Source organism: Xanthomonas sp. NCPPB 4037 (assembly GCF_041475695.2).
Taxonomy (GTDB): Bacteria; Pseudomonadota; Gammaproteobacteria; order Xanthomonadales; family Xanthomonadaceae; genus Xanthomonas; species Xanthomonas campestris.
Genome location: NZ_CM191261.1, coordinates 2706864 through 2732947, shown reverse-complemented (window position 1 = coordinate 2732947; position 26084 = coordinate 2706864). Strand labels below are relative to the sequence as shown.

At 65.0% G+C, this 26084-nt stretch carries 21 protein-coding genes; 7 read left to right on the top strand and 14 right to left on the bottom strand.

Annotated elements, in window-relative coordinates; genetic code table 11:
• Positions 1 to 110: 110 nt before the first annotated feature.
• Entirely contained in the window at positions 111 to 1175 is a 1065-nt protein-coding gene (locus ACCQ01_RS12240) for an SDR family oxidoreductase (RefSeq protein ID WP_228432731.1), read from the top strand.
• Positions 1176 to 1785: 610 nt separating this feature from the next.
• Here ACCQ01_RS12240 and lolD read toward each other — a convergent pair.
• The 10 genes from lolD to ACCQ01_RS12190 form a co-directional block, all read right to left on the bottom strand.
• Entirely contained in the window at positions 1786 to 2526 is a 741-nt protein-coding gene (lolD, locus tag ACCQ01_RS12235; RefSeq protein ID WP_161961949.1) for a lipoprotein-releasing ABC transporter ATP-binding protein LolD, read from the bottom strand.
• Positions 2519 to 3760, bottom strand: a complete 1242-nt coding sequence (locus ACCQ01_RS12230; RefSeq protein ID WP_014507840.1) for a lipoprotein-releasing ABC transporter permease subunit — start codon at positions 3758 to 3760, stop codon at positions 2519 to 2521. The genes lolD and ACCQ01_RS12230 overlap by 8 nt, the downstream gene beginning before the upstream one ends.
• A gap of 23 nt (positions 3761 to 3783) precedes the next feature.
• Positions 3784 to 4236, bottom strand: coding sequence for a hypothetical protein (locus ACCQ01_RS12225; protein ID WP_228432730.1), 453 nt, complete (start codon positions 4234 to 4236; stop codon positions 3784 to 3786).
• Positions 4187 to 4435, bottom strand: coding sequence for an FAD assembly factor SdhE (locus ACCQ01_RS12220; protein ID WP_228432747.1), 249 nt, complete (start codon positions 4433 to 4435; stop codon positions 4187 to 4189). The genes ACCQ01_RS12225 and ACCQ01_RS12220 overlap by 50 nt, the downstream gene beginning before the upstream one ends.
• 109 nt (positions 4436 to 4544) lie before the next feature.
• Positions 4545 to 5327 carry a succinate dehydrogenase iron-sulfur subunit gene (locus tag ACCQ01_RS12215; RefSeq protein WP_011037280.1) on the bottom strand — a complete coding sequence of 261 codons (783 nt, stop codon included), beginning with the start codon at positions 5325 to 5327 and terminating at the stop codon, positions 4545 to 4547.
• A gap of 16 nt (positions 5328 to 5343) precedes the next feature.
• The gene (locus ACCQ01_RS12210; RefSeq protein ID WP_372358794.1) at positions 5344 to 5553 is read right to left on the bottom strand and encodes a hypothetical protein; all 210 of its coding nucleotides are present in this window, start codon (positions 5551 to 5553) and stop codon (positions 5344 to 5346) included.
• Between the two features lie 6 nt (positions 5554 to 5559).
• Positions 5560 to 7350 (bottom strand): succinate dehydrogenase flavoprotein subunit, encoded by a 1791-nt coding sequence (sdhA, locus tag ACCQ01_RS12205; RefSeq protein ID WP_012438231.1) that lies wholly within the window; start codon positions 7348 to 7350, stop codon positions 5560 to 5562.
• A 30-nt stretch (positions 7351 to 7380) separates the two neighbouring features.
• On the bottom strand, positions 7381 to 7767 hold the full coding sequence (gene sdhD, locus ACCQ01_RS12200) for a succinate dehydrogenase, hydrophobic membrane anchor protein (RefSeq protein ID WP_014507844.1): 387 nt from the start codon (positions 7765 to 7767) through the stop codon (positions 7381 to 7383).
• Complete coding sequence (gene sdhC / locus ACCQ01_RS12195) at positions 7764 to 8159, bottom strand: succinate dehydrogenase, cytochrome b556 subunit (RefSeq protein ID WP_011037283.1); 396 nt, start codon at positions 8157 to 8159, stop codon at positions 7764 to 7766. Before sdhC ends, sdhD begins: the two co-directional genes overlap by 4 nt.
• 56 nt (positions 8160 to 8215) lie before the next feature.
• Positions 8216 to 8386 carry a DUF1674 domain-containing protein gene (locus ACCQ01_RS12190; protein WP_228432729.1) on the bottom strand — a complete coding sequence of 57 codons (171 nt, stop codon included), beginning with the start codon at positions 8384 to 8386 and terminating at the stop codon, positions 8216 to 8218.
• Positions 8387 to 8425: 39 nt separating this feature from the next.
• Between ACCQ01_RS12190 and ygfZ the strand changes: the two genes are divergently transcribed.
• Positions 8426 to 9298 (top strand): CAF17-like 4Fe-4S cluster assembly/insertion protein YgfZ, encoded by an 873-nt coding sequence (ygfZ, locus tag ACCQ01_RS12185; RefSeq protein ID WP_115540374.1) that lies wholly within the window; start codon positions 8426 to 8428, stop codon positions 9296 to 9298.
• A 153-nt stretch (positions 9299 to 9451) separates the two neighbouring features.
• Here the strand turns inward: ygfZ and ACCQ01_RS12180 are convergent, their stop codons facing one another.
• Positions 9452 to 10546 carry an ABC transporter ATP-binding protein gene (locus ACCQ01_RS12180; protein ID WP_103702368.1) on the bottom strand — a complete coding sequence of 365 codons (1095 nt, stop codon included), beginning with the start codon at positions 10544 to 10546 and terminating at the stop codon, positions 9452 to 9454.
• A gap of 421 nt (positions 10547 to 10967) precedes the next feature.
• On the opposite strand from ACCQ01_RS12180, the gene zwf reads away from it, so the two are divergent.
• From zwf to ACCQ01_RS12155, 5 genes are all read left to right on the top strand, one after another.
• A complete protein-coding gene (gene zwf / locus ACCQ01_RS12175) occupies positions 10968 to 12398 on the top strand; it encodes a glucose-6-phosphate dehydrogenase (protein ID WP_228432728.1) in 1431 nt (476 codons plus the stop codon).
• Positions 12395 to 13402, top strand: coding sequence for a glucokinase (glk, locus tag ACCQ01_RS12170; RefSeq protein ID WP_014507850.1), 1008 nt, complete (start codon positions 12395 to 12397; stop codon positions 13400 to 13402). The genes zwf and glk overlap by 4 nt, the downstream gene beginning before the upstream one ends.
• Positions 13399 to 14118 (top strand): 6-phosphogluconolactonase, encoded by a 720-nt coding sequence (pgl, locus tag ACCQ01_RS12165; RefSeq protein ID WP_011037289.1) that lies wholly within the window; start codon positions 13399 to 13401, stop codon positions 14116 to 14118. Before glk ends, pgl begins: the two co-directional genes overlap by 4 nt.
• Positions 14119 to 14263: 145 nt before the next feature.
• Positions 14264 to 16180 carry a phosphogluconate dehydratase gene (gene edd, locus ACCQ01_RS12160; RefSeq protein ID WP_228432727.1) on the top strand — a complete coding sequence of 639 codons (1917 nt, stop codon included), beginning with the start codon at positions 14264 to 14266 and terminating at the stop codon, positions 16178 to 16180.
• Positions 16181 to 16232: 52 nt separating this feature from the next.
• On the top strand, positions 16233 to 16892 hold the full coding sequence (locus ACCQ01_RS12155) for a bifunctional 4-hydroxy-2-oxoglutarate aldolase/2-dehydro-3-deoxy-phosphogluconate aldolase (protein WP_228432726.1): 660 nt from the start codon (positions 16233 to 16235) through the stop codon (positions 16890 to 16892).
• Positions 16893 to 18228: 1336 nt separating this feature from the next.
• Here the strand turns inward: ACCQ01_RS12155 and ACCQ01_RS12150 are convergent.
• From ACCQ01_RS12150 to ACCQ01_RS12140, 3 genes are read right to left on the bottom strand one after another with little or no spacing between them, the layout of a single operon-like run.
• Positions 18229 to 21315, bottom strand: coding sequence for an efflux RND transporter permease subunit (locus ACCQ01_RS12150; RefSeq protein WP_228432725.1), 3087 nt, complete (start codon positions 21313 to 21315; stop codon positions 18229 to 18231).
• Entirely contained in the window at positions 21312 to 24812 is a 3501-nt protein-coding gene (locus tag ACCQ01_RS12145; protein ID WP_228432724.1) for an efflux RND transporter permease subunit, read from the bottom strand. The genes ACCQ01_RS12150 and ACCQ01_RS12145 overlap by 4 nt, the downstream gene beginning before the upstream one ends.
• Positions 24809 to 25942, bottom strand: coding sequence for an efflux RND transporter periplasmic adaptor subunit (locus tag ACCQ01_RS12140; RefSeq protein WP_161961950.1), 1134 nt, complete (start codon positions 25940 to 25942; stop codon positions 24809 to 24811). Before ACCQ01_RS12140 ends, ACCQ01_RS12145 begins: the two co-directional genes overlap by 4 nt.
• Positions 25943 to 26084: the final 142 nt, after the last annotated feature.

The following is a 26084-nucleotide window of genomic DNA, read 5'->3' as shown; positions in this document are numbered from 1 at the left end:
AATGATCCGTTCTACAAACGCGCTTCATTTCGCAGTGAAATCAGGCCTGCGTTCGCCCTGATTTCATGGCCGCATCGCTATGGTGGACGCTGTTTTCTAGGAGTTCCCCCATGCGTAAAGGTACTGCACTGATCGTCGGCGTGACCGGCATCTCCGGCTACAACCTCGCCAATGTGTTGCTCGCCGACGGCTGGACCGTCTACGGCCTGGCGCGCCGCCCGCTGTTGCACGAAGGCGTGATCCCGGTGGCAGCGGATTTGCTCGATGCGGAGGCAACCAAGAACGCACTGCAGGGGCTACCGATCACGCACGTGTTCTTCTGCACCTGGACGCGCCGCGATACCGAGCGCGAGAACGTCGAAGCCAACGGCTCGATGATGCGACACCTGTGCGATGGCTTGAGCGAGGCGCCGCTTCAGCACATGGCGCTGGTCACCGGCACCAAGCACTACCTGGGTGCTTTCGAGAACTACGGCAGTGGCAAGGCGGAAACCCCGTTCCGCGAAAGCGAACCGCGCCAGCCTGGCGAGAACTTCTACTACACCCTCGAAGATCTACTGTTCCAGCATGCCGAACAGCACGGTTTCGGCTGGAGCGTGCACCGCTCGCACACCATGGTTGGCATTGCCAACGGCAGCAACGCGATGAACATGGGCGTGACCCTGGCGGTGTACGCCTCGCTGTGCAAACACACCGGGCAAGCGTTCGTGTTCCCCGGCTCGCAGGCGCAATGGAACAGCCTCACCGATGTGACCGATGCCGGCCTGCTCGGTCGGCAGTTGGCGTGGGCCGGCCTGAGCCCGGCAGCGCGTAACCAGGCCTTCAACACCGTCAACGGCGATGTCTTTCGCTGGCGCTGGATGTGGGGCGAGATTGCGAACTTCTTCGACCTGGAAGCGGCGCCCTGCCCGCAGACGCCCGAACCGCTGGAAGCGCGCTTAAGCGACACCGCCCCGGCGCAATGGACGGAATTGGCCGCAAAGCATGGCCTGGTGGAGCCGGACGTCAACCGTCTCGCCTCGTGGTGGCATACCGATGCCGACCTCGGCCGCGAGATCGAATGCGTCAACGACATGACCAAGAGCCGCGAATTGGGCTTTCTGGACTTCTACGACAGCCGTGCCGCGTTCCTGGAACTGTTCACCCGGCTGCGTGCGCAGCGGATCATTCCCTGACGAACAGGTCCTGGCTGCTTAGAGGCCGGGAGGCATTGGAAGGCTAGACGTCCGGTTACACGCTTGTGGCCGGACCTGCGTGGCGACGACAGCGTCGCACGTGCTTGGCGATTGTTGGTTGGTGCTGAGTGCTTGGCGCTGGGTTGTGGGTTTTGGGTGGCTAAGTGCTAAGTGTTCCAGCAACGTAACCCGCACAATGCCTGCCGACTTACAGTGCGATCAGGCAGCTCACGATGCAGCACAACAGACATCACCAACCGCGCAACCCATTCCCATTCTGGCGGCAATGATGTCTATCTCAATCGCGTTGTCGTGGGAGTAGTCCAGCAACGCAGGCGCATCGTTCGATGCACTCAACTTCGAGCTCAAGCGCAAAGCGGAGCCGACCCGCGCAATACGCCGGTACTGTAATCGCTCCGATTTTGTAGGAGCGCGCTTGCGCGCGATGAGGCGTTACCGGGAAATCCACATCGCGCGCAAGCGCGCTCCTACGGTGCAAGTGGGTCGCGTTTCCTTGCAATGACTGCAAGAATGCCTGCGCCCCATCTTGCCAGCCTGCTTACCACCACATTGTTCGGCACCCTCTCTGCACCGAACACGGCAAGAGGCCTTACACCGCCGAAGGCGCCAGTTCGCGCAACTTGCCTTGGTGCAATTCAAGAACGCGGTCCAGACGTCGCGCCAGACTGCGATCGTGCGTCACCAGCACCAGACTCGTGCGCTGGGCGCGGTTGAGTTCCAGCATCAGCTCGAACACGGTGCCAGCCGTCTTGTCGTCGAGATTGCCGGTGGGCTCATCGCCCAGAACACAACCCGGTTTGTTCACCAATGCCCGCGCCACTGCGCAGCGCTGACGCTCGCCACCCGACAATTCGCTGGGCTTGTGCTCCACCCGGTGCCCCAGGCCGACCGATTCCAGCAACTGCAGTGCCTGCCCGCGCGCGATCGCCACGTCCTGCCCGGACAACAGCACCGGCATCATGACGTTTTCCAGCGCAGTGAATTCCGGCAACAGATGATGGAACTGATACACGAAACCGAGCGAGCGGTTACGCAGCTTGCCGCGCTCGCCATCGGACAGCGCAGACATGCGCCGGCCCGCGACATACACCTCGCCGGAGGTCGGGATGTCGAGCCCACCGAGCAAGTGCAACAAGGTGCTCTTGCCTGCACCCGACGCGCCGACGATCGCCACGGTTTCGCCGGTCGCCACCGACAGATCCAGGCCATCGAACACCGGCGTACGCATCTTGCCTTCGGCGTAGGTCTTGCCCAGCCGTTCGGCGCGAATCACCGCCGCGCTCTGGTCTGCCTGCGTCTTTCCAAGCACCGACTCTGGAACATTACTCATAACGCAGCGCCTCCGCGGGCTGGGTGCGCGAGGCGCGCCATGCCGGATACAAGGTGGCCAAGAAGCTCATGACCAGAGCGACCACGGTGATCACCACTACATCCTGCGTCTGCATGTCGGTCGGCAAGCCGGTGATGTAATACACGTCTTCGGGCAGCAATTTGACGCTGAACACCGCTTCGATCGCACCCAGGATGCGCTCCAGGTTGAGCGTCAGCACGATGCCGCCGATCACCCCCATGATCGTACCCATGAAGCCGATCAACGAACCCTGCACCATGAACACCTGCATCACCCCGCCAGGCGAGAGCCCGAGCGTGCGCAGGATCGCGATATCGGCCTGCTTGTCGGTCACCAGCATCACCTGCGAAGACACCAGGTTGAAGGCGCCCATCGCCACAATCAGCGACAGCAGGATGCCCATCACCGTCTTTTCCATCTTCAACGAGTGATAGAGGTTGGCGTTCTCCTGGGTCCAGTCGCTCACGCGATATGGCCCACGTAATTTCAAGGCCAGATCGCGTGCCACCGTAAACGCCTGATCCATGTCGTGCAGGCGTAGACGCACGCCGGTGACGCCATCCATGCGCAACACGCGTGCCAGATCTTCCATGTTCACCACGGCCAGGCCACGATCGATCTCGTTGTAGCCGGCCTCGAAGATGCCGCTGACGGTGAAGCGCTTGAGCCGCGGCATCGCGCCCAACGGGGTGGCCTGGGTATCGCTGAGCAGCACCACGATGCTGTCGCCGACATCCACACCCAGCCACAGCGCCAGCTCCTTGCCGATGACGATGTTGTAGGAGCCCGGCGTCAGGCTGTCGACCGAGCCTTGCTGCATCTTCTTGGCCAGCACCGAGACCTTGGCTTCTTCGGACGGAATCACGCCGCGCACGATTGCCGGTTGCTTGCGCGGGCCCTGCAGCAGCGATTCGGTTTCGATATAGGGCGCGGCACCGGCAATGCGCGGGTCCGCGCTGGCCACTTCGACCGCGTGACGCCAGTCCTGCATCGGCGCGCCTTCGGCGCTGACCGTGGCATGGGCGGCCATCTGCAGCAGGCGGTCGCGGATTTCCTTCTGGAAACCGCTCATCACCGCCAGCGTGGTGATCAGCACCGTCACGCCCAGGGCGATGCCGAGGATCGATGCCATCGAGATAAACGAGATGAAGCCATTGCGTCGCTTGGCGCGGAGATAGCGCAAGCCGATGGCAACCGGGATAGGTTTGAACATGCGGTTCAACCAGGAAAGGGACGCTATGGTGCCACTAGCGACCGCCGGGACGAAATGGCACGGGCCTGAGCGGCCAGACGCAGTTCACGTCGCTGCGCGGTTGGCAGCGTGTCCGGCCAAAAATGCAGCCGCATGCGGCGGCCTCCCGGATGCGCCCACGACACCACCGCCATCGGCCCGCGCCACGTCACCTCCAGCGCATCCACGCGTTCTCCATCCACGCTGGCGGCCGCATCTGTCCACGGCACAACGAGTTGCCGCACTGGCGAGCGCAACAGCAACCGCACCGCACGCATGCCGAACACTCCAACATACGCAGACAAGCCCACGGCCAGCCAGACCGGCACGCCGGACCGCCAAATGGCCCACAGTGCGGCAACGGTGATCAGGCTCAACGCGCAGGCCAGCCCGCGCGAGGGGCGCCAGTCAAGCCGGCATGGCGCGAATATCGGCGATGAGGGCGGCGTTGTCGGCATCGGGGCAAGCCTCGTATCCCATGAACCAGCGCCACAACTTATCGTCTTCGCAATCCAGCAGCTGTAGGAAAACCGCGCGCTCAGCCGCAGGGGCCTGCGCCCATCGGCGGTCCAGATACCGGCCGAACAATTGGTCCAGCTCGCGCATGCCACGCCGGCAACGCCAGCGCAGTTTTTTCAGCAGTGTGTCTTTATCCATCTCTTTCTCCACCCCGCGTTGTAGCGGGCCGAAAACGACAGCGGCACCAGGCCTGAGGGCCGGTGCCGCTGTGGTGACGTCCTGCCTGAGCAGGACATCAGCGCCAGGATCAGGCGCGGCGCGCCATCATCAACTTCTTGATCTCGGCAATGGCCAGCGCCGGGTTCAGGCCCTTCGGGCAGGTCCGGGCGCAATTCATGATGGTGTGGCAGCGATACAGCTTGAACGGGTCTTCCAGATCGTCCAGGCGTGCACCGGTGTCTTCATCGCGCGAGTCGATGATCCAACGGTACGCCTGCAGCAGGATCGCCGGGCCCAGGTAACGCTCGCCATTCCACCAGTAGCTCGGGCAGCTGGTGGAGCAGCATGCGCACAGGATGCACTCGTACAGGCCGTCGAGCTTCTTGCGGTCTTCCGGCGACTGCAGACGCTCGCGGTCCGGCGGCGGCGGGGTCTGGGTACGGATCCACGGCTTGATCGAAGCGTACTGCGCGTAGAAATGCGTCAGGTCCGGCACCAGATCCTTGATCACGCTCATGTGCGGCAGCGGATAGATCGGCACCTCGGCCTTGCCACACGCGGCGATCGCCTTGGTGCAAGCCAGCGTATTGGTGCCGTCGATGTTCATCGCGCACGAACCGCAGATGCCTTCGCGGCACGAACGGCGGAAGGTCAGGGTCGGGTCGATCTCGTTCTTGATCTTGATCAGCGCGTCCAGGACCATCGGCCCGCACTTGTCCAGATCGATTTCGTAGCTGTCGGTGCGCGGATTGGCGTCGCCATCCGGATCCCAGCGGTAGACCTTGAAGGTGCGCTTGTTCTTGGCGCCTTGTGCAGGGTAATGCTTGCCCTTGCCGATCTTTGAATTCTTGGGGAGGGTGAACTCTGCCATAGCTGCTCTCGTTGGCTCAGGCGATGCGCGGTGCGATGGTAGACCGCAGCGTGCGCATGAAATTGAAGACGATGGATGCCACCACCGATGCGGGAGTGCAGCGACCGGCGGACTGCCGGCGCTGCGCGTGTGTCATGCCGCGTTCGCACTGTGGCGCCACGCTGCCGCCCTGCCCTTCAGGGCCGGACGGCAGGTGCGATGCAGGAACGAAATGCGGCATCTGCATCGGCACTCAGTAGACGCGCGGCTTCGGCGGAACCACGTCCACTTCCTTGCTCAGCGTGTACATGTGGACCGGGCGGTATTCGAAGTCGCACTGGCCCTTGTCGTCCACGGTGACCAGCGTGTGCTTCTGCCAGTTGACGTCGTCGCGGTCCGGGAAATCCTCGTGCGCGTGCGCGCCACGGCTTTCCTTGCGCTGCTCGGCCGAGTTGATCGTCGCCACTGCATTGAGCAGCAGATTGTTCAACTCGTAGGTCTCGATCAGGTCCGAATTCCAGACCAGCGAGCGGTCCGATACCTTGACGTCCTCGAAGGTGGCGAAGATCTCGGCCATCTTGTCGACGCCTTCCTTTAGCGTCTTGCTGGTCCGGAACACCGCTGCGTCCGACTGCATGGTGCGCTGCATGTTGTCGCGGATCACCGAGGTCGGCGTGGAGCCATTGGCATGACGCAACTTGTCCAGCAGGCCCAGCGCCTTGTCGCAGGCATCGGACGGCAGCGGCTTGTGCGGCTGGTTGGTCTTGACGGTCTCCGCGCACCGGTTGGCCACCGCACGCCCGAACACCACCAGATCCAGCAGCGAGTTGGAGCCCAGACGGTTGGCGCCATGCACCGACACGCAAGCCGCTTCGCCGATCGCATACAAACCGGGCACTACCGCATCCGGGTTGTCGCCCTGCTTGCGCACGACTTCACCGTGGTAGTTGGTTGGGATGCCGCCCATGTTGTAGTGCACCGTCGGCAGCACCGGGATCGGCTGCTTGGCCACGTCCACACCGGCGAAGATGTGCGCGCTCTCGGCAATGCCGGGGAGCTTGTCGTTGATCACTTCCGGGCCAAGGTGAGTCAGGTCGAGCAGGATGTGGTCCTTGTGCTCGCCAACGCCACGGCCTTCGCGGATCTCGATGGTCATCGAACGCGACACCACGTCGCGCGAGGCCAGATCCTTGTAGTGCGGTGCATAGCGCTCCATGAAGCGCTCGCCGTTGCTGTTGCGCAGGATGCCGCCTTCGCCACGCACGCCTTCGGTGATCAGGCAGCCCGCACCGTAGATACCGGTGGGATGGAATTGCACGAACTCCATGTCCTGCATCGGCAAGCCGGCACGCATCACCAGGCCGCCGCCGTCACCGGTACAGGTGTGGGCAGAGGTGGCGCTGAAGTAGGCACGGCCGTAGCCGCCGGTGGCCAGCACCACGCCGTGGGCGCGGAACAGGTGCAGCGAACCTTCGGCCATGTCCAGCGCGAGCACGCCGCGGCACACGCCTTCTTCGTCGAAAATCAGGTCGAGCGCGAAGTACTCGATCATGAAGCGCGCGTTGTGCGCCAGCGACTGCTGGTACAGCGTATGCAGCATTGCGTGACCGGTGCGGTCGGCGGCGGCGCAAGTGCGCTGCGCAGACGGACCTTCGCCGTATTTGGTGGTCATGCCGCCGAACGGGCGCTGGTAGATCTTGCCCTCTTCGGTGCGCGAGAACGGCACACCGTAGTGCTCGAGCTCGATGATGGCCGGGATCGCCTCACGGCACATGTACTCGATCGCGTCCTGGTCGCCCAGCCAATCGGAGCCCTTGATGGTGTCGTAGAAGTGATACCGCCAGTCGTCTTCACCCATGTTGCCCAGCGCGGCGGAAATACCACCCTGCGCGGCCACGGTGTGCGAACGGGTCGGGAAGACCTTGGTCAGGCAGACGGTCTGCAGGCCCTTCTGGGCCAGGCCGAAGGTCGCGCGCAAGCCGGCGCCGCCGGCGCCCACCACGACCATGTCGTACTTGTGTTCTGTAATCTTGTAAGCGGACATCGAATTATGGATTCCTGTTGGGTCGCTGGCTCAGGCGATGCCTAGCGCGATACGCGCCACGGCAAACACGCTGACGATGGCACCGAGAACGGCGACAAAGCGCACTAGGGTCTGCGCCGCAAGGGCGAGCAGCGAGTTGTGCACGTAATCCTCCAGCACCACCTGCATGCCGAGCTGCGCATGCCAGAACGAGGCAATGAGGAAGCCCACCAGCAGGATCGCGTTCCACGGCTTGGCAACCGCGGCGCTCGCCGCTGCGTGGTCGGCACCGATCAGGCTCAACACGAAGATCAGGAACCAGATCGACAGCGGCACCAGCGCGGTGGCGGTCAAACGCTGCACCACGAAATGCTCGGTGCCGGTCTTGGCGGCGCCCAGGCCGCGCACGTTTTTCAACGGGGTTCTATAGCGGCTCATACGGCACCTCCGGACAGCAGCACGTACGCCCAGATGGCGGCGGTCAGCACGAAGCTCAAAATCACCGACAACCAGCCGATGCTGACGAACGAGCGCACGGCATAGCCCTGGCCGAAGTCCTGCAGGATGTGGCGCAGACCACCAAACAGGTGGAAGGCAAAGCACCAGGTCCAGCCGAACAGGAACACCTGTCCATACCAGGCTGCCGCCATGTCGCGGAAGCAATTCCAGTGGTCGGGGCCAAGCATGAGGGTCAGCAAGGCGGCGGCAATCACCAGGGCGCCGATGGACAGAACAATGCCGGTGGCTCGATTCAGGATCGAGGTCACCATCTGTATCTGCCAGCGATACACCTGAAGATGCGGGGAAAGTGGACGTTCGCGGGTCGCCATTCGCTGGGCTCGTTTTCTCGGCTGGGCGGCACTAGGCCGCTGTGGCTAAAAGCTGCTCAAAAATCGATGCAGCGTCCATTTTTTTCCCAGTCGCCGTAGCGCGTTGGCTCAGGGCCGTCGCGCCCACCAATCTCCTTGAGCAGGGGTTTCTTCTCGGGAATCTGCTCCTGAGGAGAAGGCTGCGTCTCGGAATCCTGCGCTGGGGTGGGGGTTGGATGGCCTATCATAGTGGTCTCACAACATTGCGATTTTAGTCCTCCCCTTCCATGGCTGACAACCTGAATCTTATTCCACAGGGTTTTGGCTCCCTGCACGACATGCAATACGTCCGCTTGAGCGGTTCGGATGCAGTGGCGTTCGCGCATGCCCAATTTACCAATGACGTGCAAGCGCTGGCGATTGGGCAGTGGCAATGGAATGCGTGGCTGACAGCGAAGGGGCGCGTGATTGCCATCTTCGCACTCTTGCGTGATGAGGATGCGCAATTGTTGATGCTGTTGCCCGATGGCAACGCGGCCGAGATCGCCGCGCAGCTCGGCCGTTTCGTGTTCCGGCGCAAGCTGCGCATCACCGCCATTGCGCTGGCCGCACAAGGCGCGTTCGCCACACCCGCACGCGCGCAGGCGGCACATGCCGACGTGGGTGTGGATGCGATCGAACTGGACATGGGCAGCCCTGCCTTGCCGCGCACGCTGGTGTTGCGCGCGCCGGACACATTGGCAGCGCCTATCGATCTACCGAACATGGATGCCGCATGGCGTCGCGCAGACCTGCAGCTGGGACTGGTGCGGCTGCCTGATGCGCAGCGCGAACAGTGGACGCCGCAACAGCTGGCGTTGGACCAGCTGCATGCGTTCAGCGTCAAAAAGGGCTGTTACCCGGGCCAGGAAATCGTGGCGCGCACGCATTTTCTGGGCAAGGCCAAACGCGCGGTGCATTTGCTGGAAGCCGACGCTGCGGTTGCGCCGGGCGATGCGGTGCGCCTGGACGGCGCTGAGGTGGGCAGTGTGGTCAGTTGCGCCGAGAACGTGGCGCTAGCGGTGCTGCCGCTGGAGCTGGCAATTGGGGAAGGCATGACGCTGAGCGCCGGCACCTCCCCTGCCCGACCGCTGCAGATCCTGCCCGGGCTGGCGCGCTGAGGGCAGCGATTCTGCTCCACAGGCTGGTGCGACATTTCGCCGCAGACACTGCCGTGTACGCGGCAGACTACCGTGCGCCCGGAATCGAGCAATTCAGTGCATGCGCAGCGTCTGCCGACCTCTGCACGAGGCCGGCAGCGCACTCGCGCAATGTCAGGAGGCAGAGGTCGTCAGGCGTTCGCCGCTGGCCGGGTCGAAGAAATGCAGAGCTTCGCTGCGCAAGGCCAGACGCAGCGACTCGCCCACCGCCGGCAACGCCTGCGGGGTGACGCGGATCACCAGCGACTGCCCGCCGCGGTCGAGATTGAGGAAGATCTCGTTGCCTACCGGTTCGATGACATCGATACGTGCATCGAATCCCAACTGCGCGTCGGCTGACGGCTGCAGATGCTCGGGGCGCACGCCCACCACGACCTCCTGGCCCAGCCAGCGCTGATCGATCTGCGCCGCGCCCAGCGGCACGCGCCAGCCATCGGCCATTACCAGATGTAGGCCATCCTGCGCATCCAACCGCCCCTGCAGCACGTTCATGGCCGGACTGCCGAGGAAGCCGGCCACGAACAGGTTGGCCGGGCGGTCGTATAGCGCCATCGGGCTGTCGATCTGCTGGATCACGCCATCCTTGAGCACCACGATGCGCTGGCCCAGGGTCATCGCTTCGACCTGGTCGTGGGTGACGTAGATCATGGTGGTGCCGAGCTTGCGATGCAGCTGCGCGATCTCGGTGCGTACGCTGTGGCGCAGCTTTGCATCCAGGTTCGACAACGGCTCATCGAGCAGGAACACTGCCGACTCGCGCACCATCGCGCGCCCCAGCGCCACGCGCTGGCGCTGGCCGCCGGACATCGCCTTGGGCAGCTTGTCGAGCATGGGCGTCAAGCCCAGCAACTCAGCCGCATTGTTCACCCGCTCGGCAATCACCTGCTTGGGATGGCCGCGCAGCTTGAGCCCGAACGCCAGGTTTTCGGCCACGGTCATGTGCGGGTACAACGCGTAGCTCTGGAACACCATGGCGATGTCGCGATCCTTCGGCGCCACATCGTTGACCACGCGGTCGCCGATGCGCAGCGTGCCCGCACTGATGTCCTCCAGCCCGGCGATCATGCGCAGCAAGGTGGACTTGCCGCAGCCGGACGGCCCGACCAGCACCATCAGCTCGCCATCGGCGACTTCGAAGCTGGCCCCTTGCACGGCAACCTGCCCGTTCTCGTAGACCTTGCGGACACCTTCCAACTGCACTTTCGCCATCTTTCGGCCTCAACAGGAGTGGTGCGCCCCACCCTCGGCCCTCCCGATGGTAGTGACGCCATAGCGCTTGCAAGGAAATCTCCTGCAAACGAATGCATTGGTTTATTCTGACATGTAATCGTTTTCACATGGCAACATCGATCTCGGGAGGGACCATGCCGCCACTAACTCACGCCGTCCATCTGGACAGCGTTTCTACCTGCGCCAGGCCGATCATGCCGCCGCGCAGGTGCAGGTATACCGCTCCTGCGCTAACCGCTGACCGTCACTTGCTGCAACAATCCGGGATTGGGCGTCAGCGTCCATCCCCCGCTGCGCGCACGCAAGTGTCGCCAGGAACAGACGTACCGACCGCCGGCATCTCCGGCGCCTTCCCGCCAAGCCGCTGATAACGATGTCTCCAGAATCTGAAACTCGGTCCATGCACAACACCCTGATCCTGTTCGGCGCCACCGGCGATCTCGCCCAGCGCTATCTCTTCCCATCCCTGCTGCGCCTGTATGTCGACGGCCTGTTGCCGGAAGACTTCCGCATCCGTGCGCTGGCCCTGTCGCCGCACGACACCGACGCCTTCCGCGAGGTCCTGCGCCCGCGCCTGACCCAGGCGCTGCCGATTGCCACCGCCGCGCAGATCGATGCGCTGCTGCAGCGCATCGACTACCGCTCGGTGGACCTGCGCAATGCCGAATCGGTGGCCGAGGCCGTGCGCGAACTGGCCAGCCGCCAATGCGTGAGCTATCTGGCGATTCCACCGGGCCTGTACATCAGCACCTGCCAGGGCCTGGCCCTGGGCGGCGCGCTGGCTGCACCGCACCGGTTGATGCTCGAAAAACCGATCGGCCACGATTCGGACAGCGCCCGCGAGATCCTGCAGTCGATCGGCGCACTGATCGACGAAGACCGCGTGTTCCGCCTTGACCACTACCTGGGCAAGGCTGCGGTGCAGAACCTGGTGGCGCTGCGCTTCGGCAACACCTTGCTGGAAGCGGTGTGGAACCGGACCTACATTGAATCGGTGCAGATCCTGGTGGCCGAAAGCGAAGGCGTGGACGGGCGCGATGCCTACTACGCCCGCTCCGGCGCGCTGCGCGACATGGTGCAGAGCCATATCCTGCAGTTGCTGTGCCTGGTGGCCATGGAGCCGCCGGCCTCGCTGGAAGCCGACCGCATCCGCGACGAGAAGGTCAAGGTGCTACGCGCCTTGCGCCCGATGACCGCCGAGCACGCCGCGCACGACAGCGTGCGTGGCCGCTACACCGCCGGCAGCATCAACGGCGAGCCGGCGCAGGCCTACCACCCGCCGGAAGGCAGCGATGTGGAAACCTTCGTCGCGGTCACCGCGCACATCGACAACTGGCGCTGGGCCGGCGTGCCGTTCCACCTGTGCACCGGCAAGCGCCTGGCCGAACGCTCCACGCGCATCGTGGTCACGCTCAAGCCGGTGACCCATTGGTTGTTCGAGCGCCCGGACCGCCAGAACGCGGTGCCCAACCGCCTGACCTTCCAGCTGCAACCGCAGGAAAACATCGAGCTGGGCCTGATGAGCAGCCTGGCCGGCCCGGAATGGGGTGCGATCGAACTCCAGCCGCTGGAACTGGAGCTGTCCGTGCCCACCGGCCTGCACCGCCGCATCGCCTACGAACGCCTGTTCGTGGATGCCTTCAATGGCAACCCGGCGCTATTCGTGCGCGATGACGAGGTCAAGGCCGCCTGGGCCTGGATCGACAGCGTCAGCGATGCCTGGTCGGACGCACAGCTGCCGCTGCAGCCGTATCCGGCCGGTAGCTGGGGCCCCGAGACCGCCGCACCGTTCCTGCCCCCGGCCACCGACGCACAGGGAAACAACGCATGACCGCTCCTTCCAAGCCGGTGCTGGTTGCCGACATCGGTGGCACCAATGCGCGCTTCGCGCTGGCTGACATCGATGCCTCGGTACCGCTGCTGGAGGACACCTGCCGTGAGTTCGCGGTGGTCGAGTTCGGCTCGCTGGGCGAGGCCGCGCGCTATTACCTGGACCAGATCGGCGTGCAGGCCACCAAGGGCGTGTTCGCGGTGGCCGGCCGCGTGGATGGTGACGAAGCCCGCATCACCAACCACCCGTGGGTGATCTCGCGCTCGCGTACCGCCACCATGCTGGGCTTCAGCACGCTACACCTGATCAACGACTTCGCCGCGCAAGCAATGGCGATCAGCCTGCTGCGCCCGCAGGACGTGGTGCAGGTGGGCGGCGCCAGCTGGCGCCCGGCACCGATCGAGCAGCCGCGCAACTACGGCGTCATCGGCCCGGGCACCGGGCTGGGCGTAGGTGGCCTGATCATCCGTAATGGGCGCTGTTTTCCGCTGGAAACCGAAGGCGGCCATGTCAGCTTTCCGCCCGGCACGCCGGAAGAGATTCGCGTGCTGGAGATCCTGTCCGAGCAGTTCGGCCGCGTCTCCAACGAGCGCCTGATCTGCGGCCCGGGCCTGGTCAACATCCACCGCGCGCTGAGCGAGATTGCCGGCATCGACCCCGGCCCGCTGGAGCCCAAGGACATCACTGCACGTGCCGCCGCCGGCGACCCGCGTGCCTCGCGCACCATCGATCTGTTCTGCGCCATCTTCGGCGCGATCGCCGGTGACATGGTGCTGATGCAGGGTGCCTGGGATGGCGTCTTCCTCACCGGCGGGCTGGTGCCCAAGGTGCTGGATTCGCTGCAGCATTCCGGCTTCCGCCAGCGCTTCGAACACAAGGGCCGTTTCTCCGCGATCATGTCGCGGGTGCCCTCGCTGGCGGTGATGCATCCGCATGCCGGCCTACTGGGCGCGGCCGCCTACGCGGTGGACGCCGAACGCGCATTGCCGGGAGAGCAGCGATGAGTTTGCAGGACAACGACCGCATCAGCCTGGTGCGCTACGACGACCTCGACGAATGGACCGAAGCGGTGGCCAGCGAAATGGCCGACCTGCTGGAACAGGAAATCTCGCGCCGCGGCCAGGCGCGCATGCTGTTGTCCGGCGGCACCACCCCGGCACCGGTGTACGAATCGCTGGCGCATCGCCCGCTGGATTGGTCGCGGGTCGAAGTGGGCCTGGTCGATGAGCGCTGGCTCTCGCCACAGGACCAGGACAGCAATGCCTGGCTGGTCAAGCAGAGCTTCCTGGACCATGCACCGGCGGCCACCTTCATTCCGTTGGTGCGCCCGGGCAAGCAGTTGCCCGAGTGCGTGCATACCGCCAACCTGCAGGCCACGCATGCCGAACCGGCCTGCCTGGCGGTGATGGGCATGGGCGGCGACGGGCATACCGCCTCGCTATTCCCCGGCTCGACCGATCTACCCAAGGCCCTGGCCAGCCCGCAGCCGTACGCGTCGCTGGACGCCACCGGCTGCCCCGGTGCCAACCAGTGGCCGCTGCGCATCACCTTGACCCCGGCCGGGCTGGCGCCAATTCCCACGCGCCTGCTGTTGCTGCGCGGCAAGCAGAAGCTCGATGTGCTGCAGGCGGCGCTGGCAGGCGAGGACATCAGCGAATACCCGATCCGGGTCGCGCTGCAGCAGCCTGGCCCGCGCCTGCGGGTGCATTGGTGCAGTTAGTGGATGTCGGGACCTCGAGTGGGTGGCTTGGTCATGCTGATGACGTGCATGCACTCGCCCACGTTGCGACACCGCGGCAGCCCGCATCGCCTGGTGCCGGGCTGCCATCGAAGACCTTTCCCCTGTTTCTCATAGCCGGTAGCCAATGAGCCTGCATCCGAATATCCAAGCTGTCACCGACCGTATCCGCAAGCGCAGCGCGCCCTCGCGCGCGGCGTACCTGGCCGGCCTTGATGCCGCCCTGCGTGAAGGCCCGTTCCGTAGCCGCCTGAGTTGCGGCAATCTCGCACACGGTTTTGCGGCCTCCGAGCCGACCGACAAGTCGCGCTTGCGCGGCGCGGCCACGCCGAACCTGGGCATCATCACCGCCTACAACGACATGCTCTCGGCGCATCAGCCGTTCGAGCATTACCCGCAGATGATCCGCGACACCGCCCGTGCGCTCGGCGCCACCGCGCAGGTCGCCGGCGGCGTGCCGGCAATGTGCGACGGCGTGACCCAGGGCCGCGCCGGCATGGAGCTGTCGCTGTTTTCGCGCGACAACATCGCCCAGGCCGCGGCCATCGGCCTCAGCCACGACATGTTCGATGCGGTGGTCTATCTGGGCGTGTGCGACAAGATCGTGCCTGGCCTGTTGATTGGCGCATTGGCGTTCGGCCACCTGCCGGCGCTGTTCATGCCGGCCGGCCCGATGAGCCCGGGCATTCCCAACAAGCAGAAGGCCGAGGTCCGCGAGCGCTATGCCGCGGGCGAAGCCACCCGTGCCGAGTTGCTGGAAGCCGAGTCCGCCTCCTACCACTCGCCCGGCACCTGCACCTTCTACGGCACCGCCAACTCCAACCAAGTGCTGCTGGAAGCGATGGGCGTGCAATTGCCCGGCGCCTCGTTCGTCAATCCCGAACAGCCGTTGCGTGATGCGCTGACCCGTGAGGGCACCGAGCGGGCGCTGGCGATCTCCGCGCTAGGCCAGGACTTCCGCCCGTTCGGTCGTTTGATCGACGAACGCGCGATCGTCAACGCCGTGGTCGCGCTGATGGCCACCGGCGGCTCCACCAACCACACCATTCACTGGATCGCTGTGGCCCGTGCGGCGGGCATCGTGCTGACCTGGGACGACATGGATCTGATCTCGCAGACCGTGCCGCTGCTGACCCGCGTCTACCCGAACGGCGAAGCCGACGTGAACCGCTTCCAGGCTGCTGGCGGCACGGCGTTCGTGTTCCGCGAATTGATGGACGCCGGCTACATGCACGACGACCTGCCCACCGTGGTCGAAGGCGGCATGCGTGCCTATGCCAACGAGCCGCGTTTGCAGGACGGCAAGGTCATCTATGTGCCCGGCACGGCGACCACCGCCGATGACAGCGTGGCACGCCCGGTCAGCAATGCATTCGAATCGCAAGGTGGCCTGCGCCTGCTGCGCGGCAACCTGGGCCGCTCGCTGATCAAGCTGTCGGCGGTCAAACCCCAGCACCGCAAGATCGAAGCGCCTGCCGTGGTGATCGACACACCGCAGGTGCTCAACAAGCTGCATGCGGCCGGCGTGTTGCCGCACGACTTCGTGGTGGTGCTGCGTTACCAGGGCCCGCGTGCCAACGGCATGCCGGAGCTGCATTCGATGGCCCCGCTGCTCGGCCTGTTGCAGAACCAGGGCCGCCGCGTGGCGCTGGTCACCGACGGCCGTTTGTCCGGTGCCTCGGGCAAGTTTCCGGCCGCGATCCACATGACGCCGGAAGCGGCGCGTGGCGGCCCGATCGGGCGTGTCCGCGAAGGCGACATGGTGCGCCTGGACGGCGAAGCCGGCACGCTGGAAGTGCTGGTCTCGGCCGAAGAATGGGCATCGCGCGAGGTTGCACCCAACACCGCCGTGGCCGGCAACGACCTGGGCCGGAACCTGTTTGCGATCAACCGCCAGGTCGTCGGCCCGGCCGACCAGGGCGCGATCTCGATTTCCTGCGGCCCAACCCATCCGGACGGTGCGCTGTGGAGCTACGACGCCGAGTACGAACTGGGCGCCGATGCGGCCGCTGCCGCCGCGCCGCACGAGTCCAAGGACGCCTGATCCCCTTCCCTCTCTGCGACCGCCCAGGCGGTCGCCGTCTCCAGGAGTTGCAATGACGATTGCCCAGACCCAAAACACCGCTGAACAGCTGCTGCGCGACGCCGGCATCCTGCCGGTGGTGACCGTCGACACGCTGGACCAGGCGCGTCGCGTGGCCGACGCGCTGCTCGAAGGCGGCCTGCCTGCCATCGAACTGACCCTGCGCACCCCGGTCGCGATCGAAGCGCTGGCGATGCTCAAGCGCGAACTGCCCAACATCGTGATCGGTGCCGGCACGGTGCTGAGCGAACTGCAGCTGCGCCAGTCGGTGGATGCCGGTGCAGACTTCCTGGTCACGCCCGGCACTCCGGCGCCGCTGGCACGCCTGCTGGCCGACGCGCCGATCCCGGCCGTGCCCGGCGCTGCCACCCCGACCGAACTGCTCACCCTGATGGGGCTGGGCTTCCGCGTGTGCAAGCTGTTCCCGGCCACCGCCGTGGGCGGCCTGCAGATGCTCAAGGGCCTGGCCGGCCCGCTGTCCGAACTCAAGCTTTGCCCCACCGGCGGCATCAGCGAAGGCAATGCGGCCGAATTCCTGTCGCAGCCGAACGTGCTGTGCATCGGCGGCTCGTGGATGGTGCCAAAGGACTGGCTGGCGCAAGGCCAGTGGGACAAGGTCAAGGAAAGCTCGGCGAAGGCCGCGGCGATCGTGCGGCAGGTGCGTGCGGGCTGATGTTCTGGGCTGCATCCAGTGTGCTGGGAAAGCCGAGTGGCTTGGGAAAGCTGGTTGGCTGACGAAAGTTGATTAGCTGAGAAAAGCTCATCAGCTGGCGCTTTAGTTTTGATTGAGGAAAGCCCGGTTTGCTGGCGCGTTGATTTTGGTTGAGGAAAGCTGGTTGGCTGGCGCCTCGATTTTTGGGTGGAGCGGCCCACGGGCGCCGGGGCAGGACACGCCGTGAACCCATCCATGGGGGCTCTTACACGACGTCCTTGTCGTGTAAGGTCCTGCCCCGGCGCCCGCGGACCACTCTTCGAATGTTCCTGTATTGGCGGAACGGAGAGCAGCGATTTCCGCGAGGCCTGCTCGAACTAGCCTTTGATGGTTGCCTCGTTGCCTCGTTGCCTCGTTGCCTTGCTGCCTTGCTGCCTTGCTGCCTTGCTGCCTGAGGCGGAGGCAGATATCTATTTGCCTGCCGGCCAAAAATCCGAGCACTTTCGGCCCTGCCGTCTTCCCTAACGATCAGCTAGCTCAGGGCAACGACGCGCCGAAGCGCCAGCGTGGCCGGGGATTGGCGGAGAGCGGCACAGGGATGTGCCGCGGCGGCGAGTCAGACAGGATGTCTGCCGAGCCGAAGAGCTGATCCCCGGCCGCGCTGCCGCCCCTACCGAAGCCAGCAAACCACCAGCAGGCACGCTGCCTGGTCGTATTCGGGAAATCCGTAGCCTCACCCCCACCCCTCTCCCGACAGAAGAGGGGCTTGAAGCCGCCCGTCCTGACTGTCCTCAAGATCAGCTAACTCACGGCAACGACGCCGCCGAAGCGGCAGCGTGGCCGGGGGATTGGCGGAGCGGCACAGGGATGTGCCGCGGCGGCGAGTCAGACAGGATGTCTGCCGAGCCGAAGAGCCGATTTCCGGCCACGCTGCCGCCCTCACCGAAGCCAGCAAATCACAGGCAGGTGCCCGACCGTATTCGGGAAACCGTACCCTCACCCCAACCCCTCTCCCGACGGGAGAGGGGCTTGAAACCGCCCGTCCTGACTGTCCTCAAGATCAAATAACTCACGGCAACGACGCCGCCGAAGCGGCAGCGTGGCCGGGGATTGGCGGAGAGCGGCACAGGGATGTGCCGCGGCGGCGAGTCAGACAGGATGTCTGCCGAGCCGAAGAGCCGATCCCCGGTCGCGCTGCCGCCCTCACCGAAGCCAGCAAATCACAGGCAGGTTGCCCGACCGTATTCGGGGAACCTTACCCTCACCCCAACCCCTCTCCCGACGGGAGAGGAGCTTGAAGCACCCTTGTTGCCATTCGGCGTGCAGCGATTGCCAACCGTCAGCCGTCTTTGGTGACTCAAGACTCCAACGCAGCCTCCGGCGGCATCGCCTTCCATACACCACGCGCGCGCTGCACCAATGCCGCCGCGCCGCTGCTCATGTCATCCAGGATGGCGTAGATGGTCGGCAGGAACAGCAAGCTCACCACTGTCGAAAATGCCAGGCCGCCGGCGATGGCGCGCGCCATCGGGAAGTACGGCGGGCCGTCGCTGAACATGGTGGTGCTGGTCAGCGAGATCGGCACCATCGCCAGGATCGCGGTGCCCATGGTCATCATGATCGGCCGCAAACGCTCACGTGAGCCTTCGATCAGCGCCTGCGTGCGCCCCATGCCGCGGCGGCGCAGATTGTTGATGTGCTCGATCATCACGATGCCGTTGTTCACTACCACGCCCATCAGCACCAGGATGCCGATGAAGGACATGATGCCGAACGAGGTCCCGGTGATCCAGAACAGCCAGAACACCCCGAAGATCGAGAACAGCACGCCGCTCATGATCGCCGCCGGGAACAGCAGCGACTCGAACACCGCCGCCATCACCACGTAGATCATCACCAACGCAATCACCAGATTGAACACCATCTGGCCCATCGCCTCGCCGTCGTCCTGGTAATCGCCGCCGTCGAAGGTGTAGCTGTAACCGGCCGGAAACTGCATCGCCTTGAGCGGTTGCTCCATCGCAGCGCGCGCTTCCGGCACGGTGACTTTCGCGCCGAGATTGGCTTTGATGGTCAGGGTTGTCTGCCGATTGGTGCGGCCGATCTGGGTGGCGGCCGGGCGGATTTTTACATCCACCAGCGACAGCAACGGCACGCTGCGGCCATCCTTGGTACGCACGGTGAAGCCTGCCAGATCTTCGGGTTTGCTCTGCTCGGCGCCGGCAAACCGCACCCACACGGGCACTTCGTTGTCGCCGCGGCGAAACTCGCGCAGCGGCGTGCCACGCAAAGCCAGCCCGACAAAACTCGCCACCTGCTCCGCACTGAAGCCGAACGCGGCCGCGCGCTCGCGATCCACGCGGATCGCCAGCTCGCTGGTGCGATCACCGGTATCCACGCGTACGTCGCGCAATTCCTTGCGCTGCGCCAGCAGCGGTACCACCTCGTCGGCCAACTCCTGCAGTGCCTGGGTGGAATCACCCACCAGTTGCACCTGCACACCCTGATTGCCGCTCCCGCCATCGCCCTGGTTGCCGATGCTGTAATCGGCGCGCGCGGAACGTGGCAACTCCTTGCGAATCTGCTCCAGCAGCGGTGGTAGGTCCTTGACCTTGGTCGCGTCGAAGGTCACCACGGTGTTGCTGCCTTCCACCTCGCTAAACCACGAATAGATCTGGGTGATGTGGTATTTGGCGCGGTTGGCTTCCAGGTGGTTTTCCACCCGCGCGATCTCATCGCCCAGCTGCTCGCGCGTATAGGAGCCCTTCCACTGATACTGGATGTAGCCCTCGTTGCCGCCGTCGCCACCGAACATGTCCACCTTGGTGAGCTTCATCGGCACCAGGCTGATCGCACTGACCAGCAGGATGCCGGCCACGCTCCAGCCGCGGTGCGCCAGCGTCCAGGCCAGAACCTTGGCATAGCGCCGCTGCAGACGTGCGATCACGCCGCGCTCGGAGGTCACCAGCGGCGGCGTTTTCATGCGCGCCGACAGCATCGGGATCAGGCTGATCGCCACCAACCACGAGGCCAGCAACGACACCGAAATGGTGATCGCAATCTGCGCCATGAAAATGCTGATGTTGTTGGTTTCGCCAAACAGGTTCGGCACGAACACGATGCAGTGGCACAGCGTGCCGGCGCTGAGTGCGATCGCCACGCTGCGCGTTCCCAACAACGCTGCCAATTGCGGCTGGCCCGGCATGCGCTCGCGCTCCTGGTAGATGCTTTCCACCACCACCACCGCGTTGTCCACCAACATGCCCACGGCCAGCAGCAAGCCCATCATGGTCAGGATGTTGAGCGTGACGCCGACGAAGTACATGAAACCCAGCGTGATCGCAAAGCAGATCGGGATCGCCAGCGTGACCATCAGCGTGGACGGCCAGTGGCGCAGGAAGAAGAACAGCACCGTGATCGACAGCAACAGGCCAACCGCACCGGCCTCGGCCAATTCTGCCAATGACGAGGTCACCGCCTTGCCCTGGTTGTCGATCACCTTGACCTGCACGTCGCGCATGGCCGGTTCGGCGCGGATGTCTTCGACTTCCTTCAATGCCGCCTTGGACACTTCCACCAGGTTGGCGCTGCGCTCCTTGTAGATGTCCAGGCCAATCGCCGGGCGCCCATCCAGGCGCCGGCCGTAGTTCATGCGCGTGGGCTTGAGCCGCACCTGCGCAATGTCGCCCAGGCGCAGGCCCTTGGCGTTGAGCACTAGGTCGCGCAGCTCTTGCAGGTCGCGCAATTCGCCTACCGGTTGCACGCGGATGCGCTGGCCGTTGTCGTCGATCTGCCCGGCCGAAACCGAGAAATTGAGCTTGCCCAGCCGCTCACTCAGATCGTTGAGGCTCAGGTCATGCGCAGTCAGCCGGTCCGGCGCGATCGCGATCTCCACCTCGTTCGGCGGCGCGCCGGAGATTTCCACCTTGGCCACGCCCGGAATCCGCTCGATGCGCCGCTTGAACTCGCGGTCGAGCATGTCGTATGCACCGGTCAGATCGGCCTGGCTGGCCAGCCGCACCTTGAGCACCGGCTCATCGCTGCTGGACCACTTGAAGATATGGAAGCGCTGCAGATCCTCGGGGAAATCGTCGCGAATCGCATCCAGCCGCTCGCGCGCGTCGGAGGCGGCAATGGCGATATCGCGGTCCCAATCGGAGAACTCGATGAAGATGTTGGCGCCGTCGGCGGTGGCGGTCGAGCGCATGCGCTTGATGCCGGTCATCGTCGCCAACGCTTCTTCGGCCGGCCGCACCAGGTTGCGCTCCACCTCGTCCGGCGTGGAGCCGGTGTACGGCAACTGCACGAACAGGAACGGCGCGGAAATATCCGGCAGCGCCTCCAGCGGCAGGCGAAACGCGGCGATCAGCCCCACCACCACCAGCGACACGAAGCACATGATGGTGGTGACCGGGCGACGGATGCTGAAGGCGGCAACGCTCATACCGCCTCCAGCCCGTCGCTGTGGCTGGCCGGTGCGCGCTGACGCGCCATGCGCCGGCCGCGCTCCAGGTAATACGCATCGGCACGGCGATCCAGCAGGTCGTAGACCACCGGAATCACCAGCAAGGTGAGCAGCGTGGACACCAGCAGCCCGCCGATCACGGTGATGGCCATCGGTGCCCGCACCTCCGCCCCCTCGCCCATCGCCACCGCCAGCGGCAAAAAGCCGAACAAGGTACACAGCGTGGTCATGATGATCGGCCGCAGGCGCGAACGCGCCCCTTCGATCAGCGCCTCACGCTTGGCCACGCCTTCCTCGCGCAGCTGGTTGACCTTGTCGATCAGGATGATCGCGTTCTTGGTCACCAGGCCCACCAGCAAAATCAGGCCAATGAACACCACCACCGATACCGGCTTGCCGGTCATCAGCAGTGCCAGTACCGCGCCGACCATCGCCAGCGGAATGGTGAACAAGATGACGAACGGGTGCAGCAGCGATTCGAACTGCGAGGCCATCACCAGGTAGACCAGGAAGATCGCCAGACCGAACGCGAACAGCAGCGACTTCACCGACTGCGCCAGTTCCTCGCCCTGCCCGCCAATGTGCATGCCCACACCAGCGGCCAGCGGGTCGTTACGCACCAACGTTTCCACTTCGCGCACCGCACCGCCCAGGTCGATGTCGCGCAGGCTCGCCGACACGATCGCCACGCGGGTCTGGTCGGCGCGATGGATCTCGCTCGGCCCGGTGGTCGCCACCACCTCGGCGACCGCGGCCAGGCGCACCGGTCGGCTGCTGCCCGGGTTGACGATCAACTGGCGGATCGCGTCCACGCTGGCACGGTCGCTGTGCTGCGCACGCACCAGCACGTCGATCTTGCGATCACGGAAGCTGTAGCGGGTGGCCACATCGCCGCGCACCTTCTTGACGATCACATCGGCGATCTGCCGCGTGGTCAACCCGAGCGCACCGGCGCGCTCCTGGTCGAAGCGGATCTGGATTTCCGGGAATCCCTCTTCCACGGTCGACTTCACGTCCGCGTAGTGGCCGTTGGCACGCAGCATTTGCGCCAGTTTCTGGCCAGCCTGCTCCAGCTCGCCCAGATCCTGCCCGCGCAACTCCACTTCCAGCGGCGTGGAAAAACTAAACAGGGCCGGCCGTGCAAAATCCACCTGCGCGCCCGGATGCGCCTTCATGCTGCTGCGCAGGCGCTCGGTGGCCGCTGCCTCCACCGCGGGGCTGCCGCCACCGGCCATCACCACCGTGAGCTTGCCGATGTTCTCGCCACTTTCGGTGGGGTTGGCATCCAGCCGTGTGCCGGCACCGCTCACGCCATACAGCGAGGCGATGCCTGGGTCCTTGTCGTGCGCCAGTTGCAGCTCGCGCACCAGAGCGTCGGTCTGCGCCAGCGGCGTACCGGAGGGCAGCTTCACGGTCATTTCGAAGCGGTCCTGCGCCAGCTGCGGGATCAGGTCCGCGCCGAGCATCGGCACCAGCAGCACCGTGCCGACGAATGCGGCGCCTGCCAGCCCGAGCACCAGCCAGGGCCGCCGCAATGCCGCCGGCAGCATGGTCAGGTACCCACGTTCGGCACGGCCATACGGCGCCATCGCGATATCGCTGGCCTTGCGCATCACCGGTGCCACCACTCGCGTGGCGCCGCGCCAGACCTTCACCACCGCCCAGGCGGCGCCGAAAAACGCATAGCGCACGCTGGCACCCGCGCCGCGGCGGCCAGCGGCCACCGGCTTGAGCCAGCGCTGCTGCGGCTGCCACTGCGGGTGGCTGGGTTCGTCCGGGAAGGCCATGGGCGGCGCGCCTTTCAGCGAGCTCAGCATCGGGATCAGCGTCATCGACACCACCAGCGAGATCGCAATGGCGATCGCCACGGTCAACGCCTGGTCACGGAACAACTGCCCGGCAATGCCTTCGACAAACACCAGCGGCAGGAACACCGCGATGGTGGTCAGGGTCGAGGCCATCACCGCCATGCTCACCTCGCGGGTGCCCACCATGGCCGCATCCAGCACGCTCAGGCCACGCTCGCGCGCCTTGGCGATGCTCTCCAGCACCACGATGGAATCGTCCACCACCAGGCCGGTGGCCAAGGCCAGCCCACCCAGCGACATCACGTTCAAGCTCAGGCCCAGCTGGCCCATGAAGAAGAACGTGGTGATGATCGACACCGGCAGCGACAGGCTGATCACGAAGGTGCTCCAGCCATCGCGCAGGAACAAGAAGATGATCAGGATCGCCAGCACGCCGCCGATCACCGCATCTTTCTTGACGTCGCTGATCGCGTGCTCGATGAAGTGCGACTGGTCTTCGATTGTGGTGATTTCCACATCGCCGGGCACCGTCGCCTTGATCTGCTCCAGGCGCTTGCGCAGCGACGCGGCGGTCGACACCGTATTGGCATCGCCCTCCTTGTAAATCGCCAATTCCACCGCTTCCTTGCCGCCCAGGCGAATGATCGCCTCGCGTTCCTTGTAGCCCTGGCGCACCTGCGCCACGTCCTTCAAGCGCACCGGCATGCCGCCGGCGATGCTGCTGGTGGACGAGGCCGAGGTGCTCTGCACTTCGGCCGCGGCCGCCAATGCCGCCTGCGAACCGGTGGACGCCGCAATGGCATACATCTGCTGCATCGCTGCATCGGCTGCGCTGCTGCTGCTGCTCTGCGTGGTCACCAGCATGTTGCGGATCTCGTCCAGATCCACGAACTGGTTGACCGTGCGCACCAGGTAGCGCTGCGAGCCTTCTTCCAACCGGCCGCCGGAGATGTTGACGTTCTCTTCCTTCAACCGGGTGATGACGTTGTCGATCGGCAAGCTGAGCTGGGCCAGCTTCTGCTGGTCGATATCCACCTGGATCTCGTCTTCCAGACCACCGCCTACCTTCACCGCCGCCACGCCGGCCACCGGTTCGAGTTTCTTTTTCAGATCCTCGTCGGCATAGCGACGCAGGCCGGTGAGCTGACGGATGGCGTCGGTGTCCGAGGCCGGCGCCTGCTTGGGCGACAGCACCAGGCGCATGATCGGCTCGGTCGATGGATTGAAGCGCAGCAGCACCGGCGGCTTGGCTTCCAGCGGCAGCGACAAGGCTTCCATCTTGTCGCGCACTTCCAGGCCGGCCTGGTCCATGTTGGTGCCCCAGGCAAACTCCAGCACCACATCGCTTTGCCCGGTGCGCGAGATCGACTTGAGCTTACGCAGGTTCTTGACCACGCCGACCGCTTCTTCCACCGGCTCGGTCACCAGGGTCTCGATCTCCGCCGGTGCCGCACCGGTGTATTCGGTGCGCACGGTGAGCGTGGGATAGCTCAGGTCCGGCAGCAAATTGACCTTGAGGCTACGCAGCGCGATCAGGCCGAACAGCAGCATGGTCACCGTGATCATCGCGATGGTGACGCGGCGGCGTGTGGCAAACGCCACCAGGCCGCCGCCCGGCGCTACGGATAGGTGCGGGTCGTGGACCGGGCCGGTGGGATGGTCGGTCATGAGCGCTTCTCGTCGCCGGCCGTTGCCGGTGCGGCAGCTGCAACCGGCTTGCGATCGGGCTGGCCGATGATCTGCACCGCGGTGCCATCGCGCAGCGCCACCTTGCCGGCCGTCACGACCTGGTCGCCTTCCTTCAGCCCCTGGCGCACTTCCAGCCATGGGCCTTCGGCATAGCCCAGCTTCACTGGCACCCGACTGGCCTTGCCATTGCGCACCACGAACACCGCCGGTTCACCGTCGTCCAGCAGCGCCAGCCGCGGAATCACCAGGGCATCCTTGCGCTGGTCGTAGTCGATGCGGATGCGCCCGAACATGCCGGGCTGCAACGCCTCTGCGCCAGCGCCGAACGCGCACACCACGCGGAAGGTACCGCTGCCTGAATCCACCACCGGCGCGATGCGGTCCACCTTGCCCAAGAACTGCTGCCCCGGTAATGCGTCGGCCAGCAACGTCACCGGCTGGCCGGACTTGAGCGTGGCCAGCTCGCGCTCGGGCACGTTGAGCGTGGCTTCCAGTTGCGAGTCGTCGACGATGCGGAAGATCGGCGTATTGATCTGCACGAAGTTGCCGGTCTTGATCGAGCGCGAGGCAATCACCCCGGAAATCGGCGCCTGCACGGTGGTATACGACAGCTCCAGCGACGCCAGACGATGCTGCGCGCGGCTGTTTTCCACATCGAACTTGAGCTGGTCCACATCCGCAGCGCTGACCAATTGCTGGCCGACCAGTTGCGTGGCGCGGCGATAACTGTTTTCCAGCTTGCGCAGCTGCGCTTCGCTTTGCGCCACCGCCAGATGCGCGCGGTCCGGATCCAGCCGCACCAGCGCCTGGCCTGCCGACACCTTCTGCCCTTCCTCGACCATCACCGCCAGCGCCACGCCGGAGGTCTTGGCCACCACCTGCGCTTCGGCACGTGGCTCCAATGCCGCAGTGCCGGTGTAGCTGGCGGCCACCGCACGACGGGCTGCCTTGGCGGTTTCCACCGGTACGGCATCTGCGGCCTTCTGGCTGTCTGCCGGCTTGGCAGCACTGTCGCCGGCCTTGCAACCGCCCAGCAACAGGCTCGTGGTGATCAACAGCGCGGCGGCGCAAGGTCCGCTGCGGCCGGGCAAAAAGGAGAGTGGCGACATCGTCGTGTCCTAGTGGATGCGTGAACAGGTGTTGTAGGCAAGTAAACCACCCAAGCCATCATGTCGCCAATGCGCCAAAGGTCATGGTCTGTTCAAGATTGCCTATTCACCCGGTTTGCGTGCGGCCAAATCGCAGGCATAC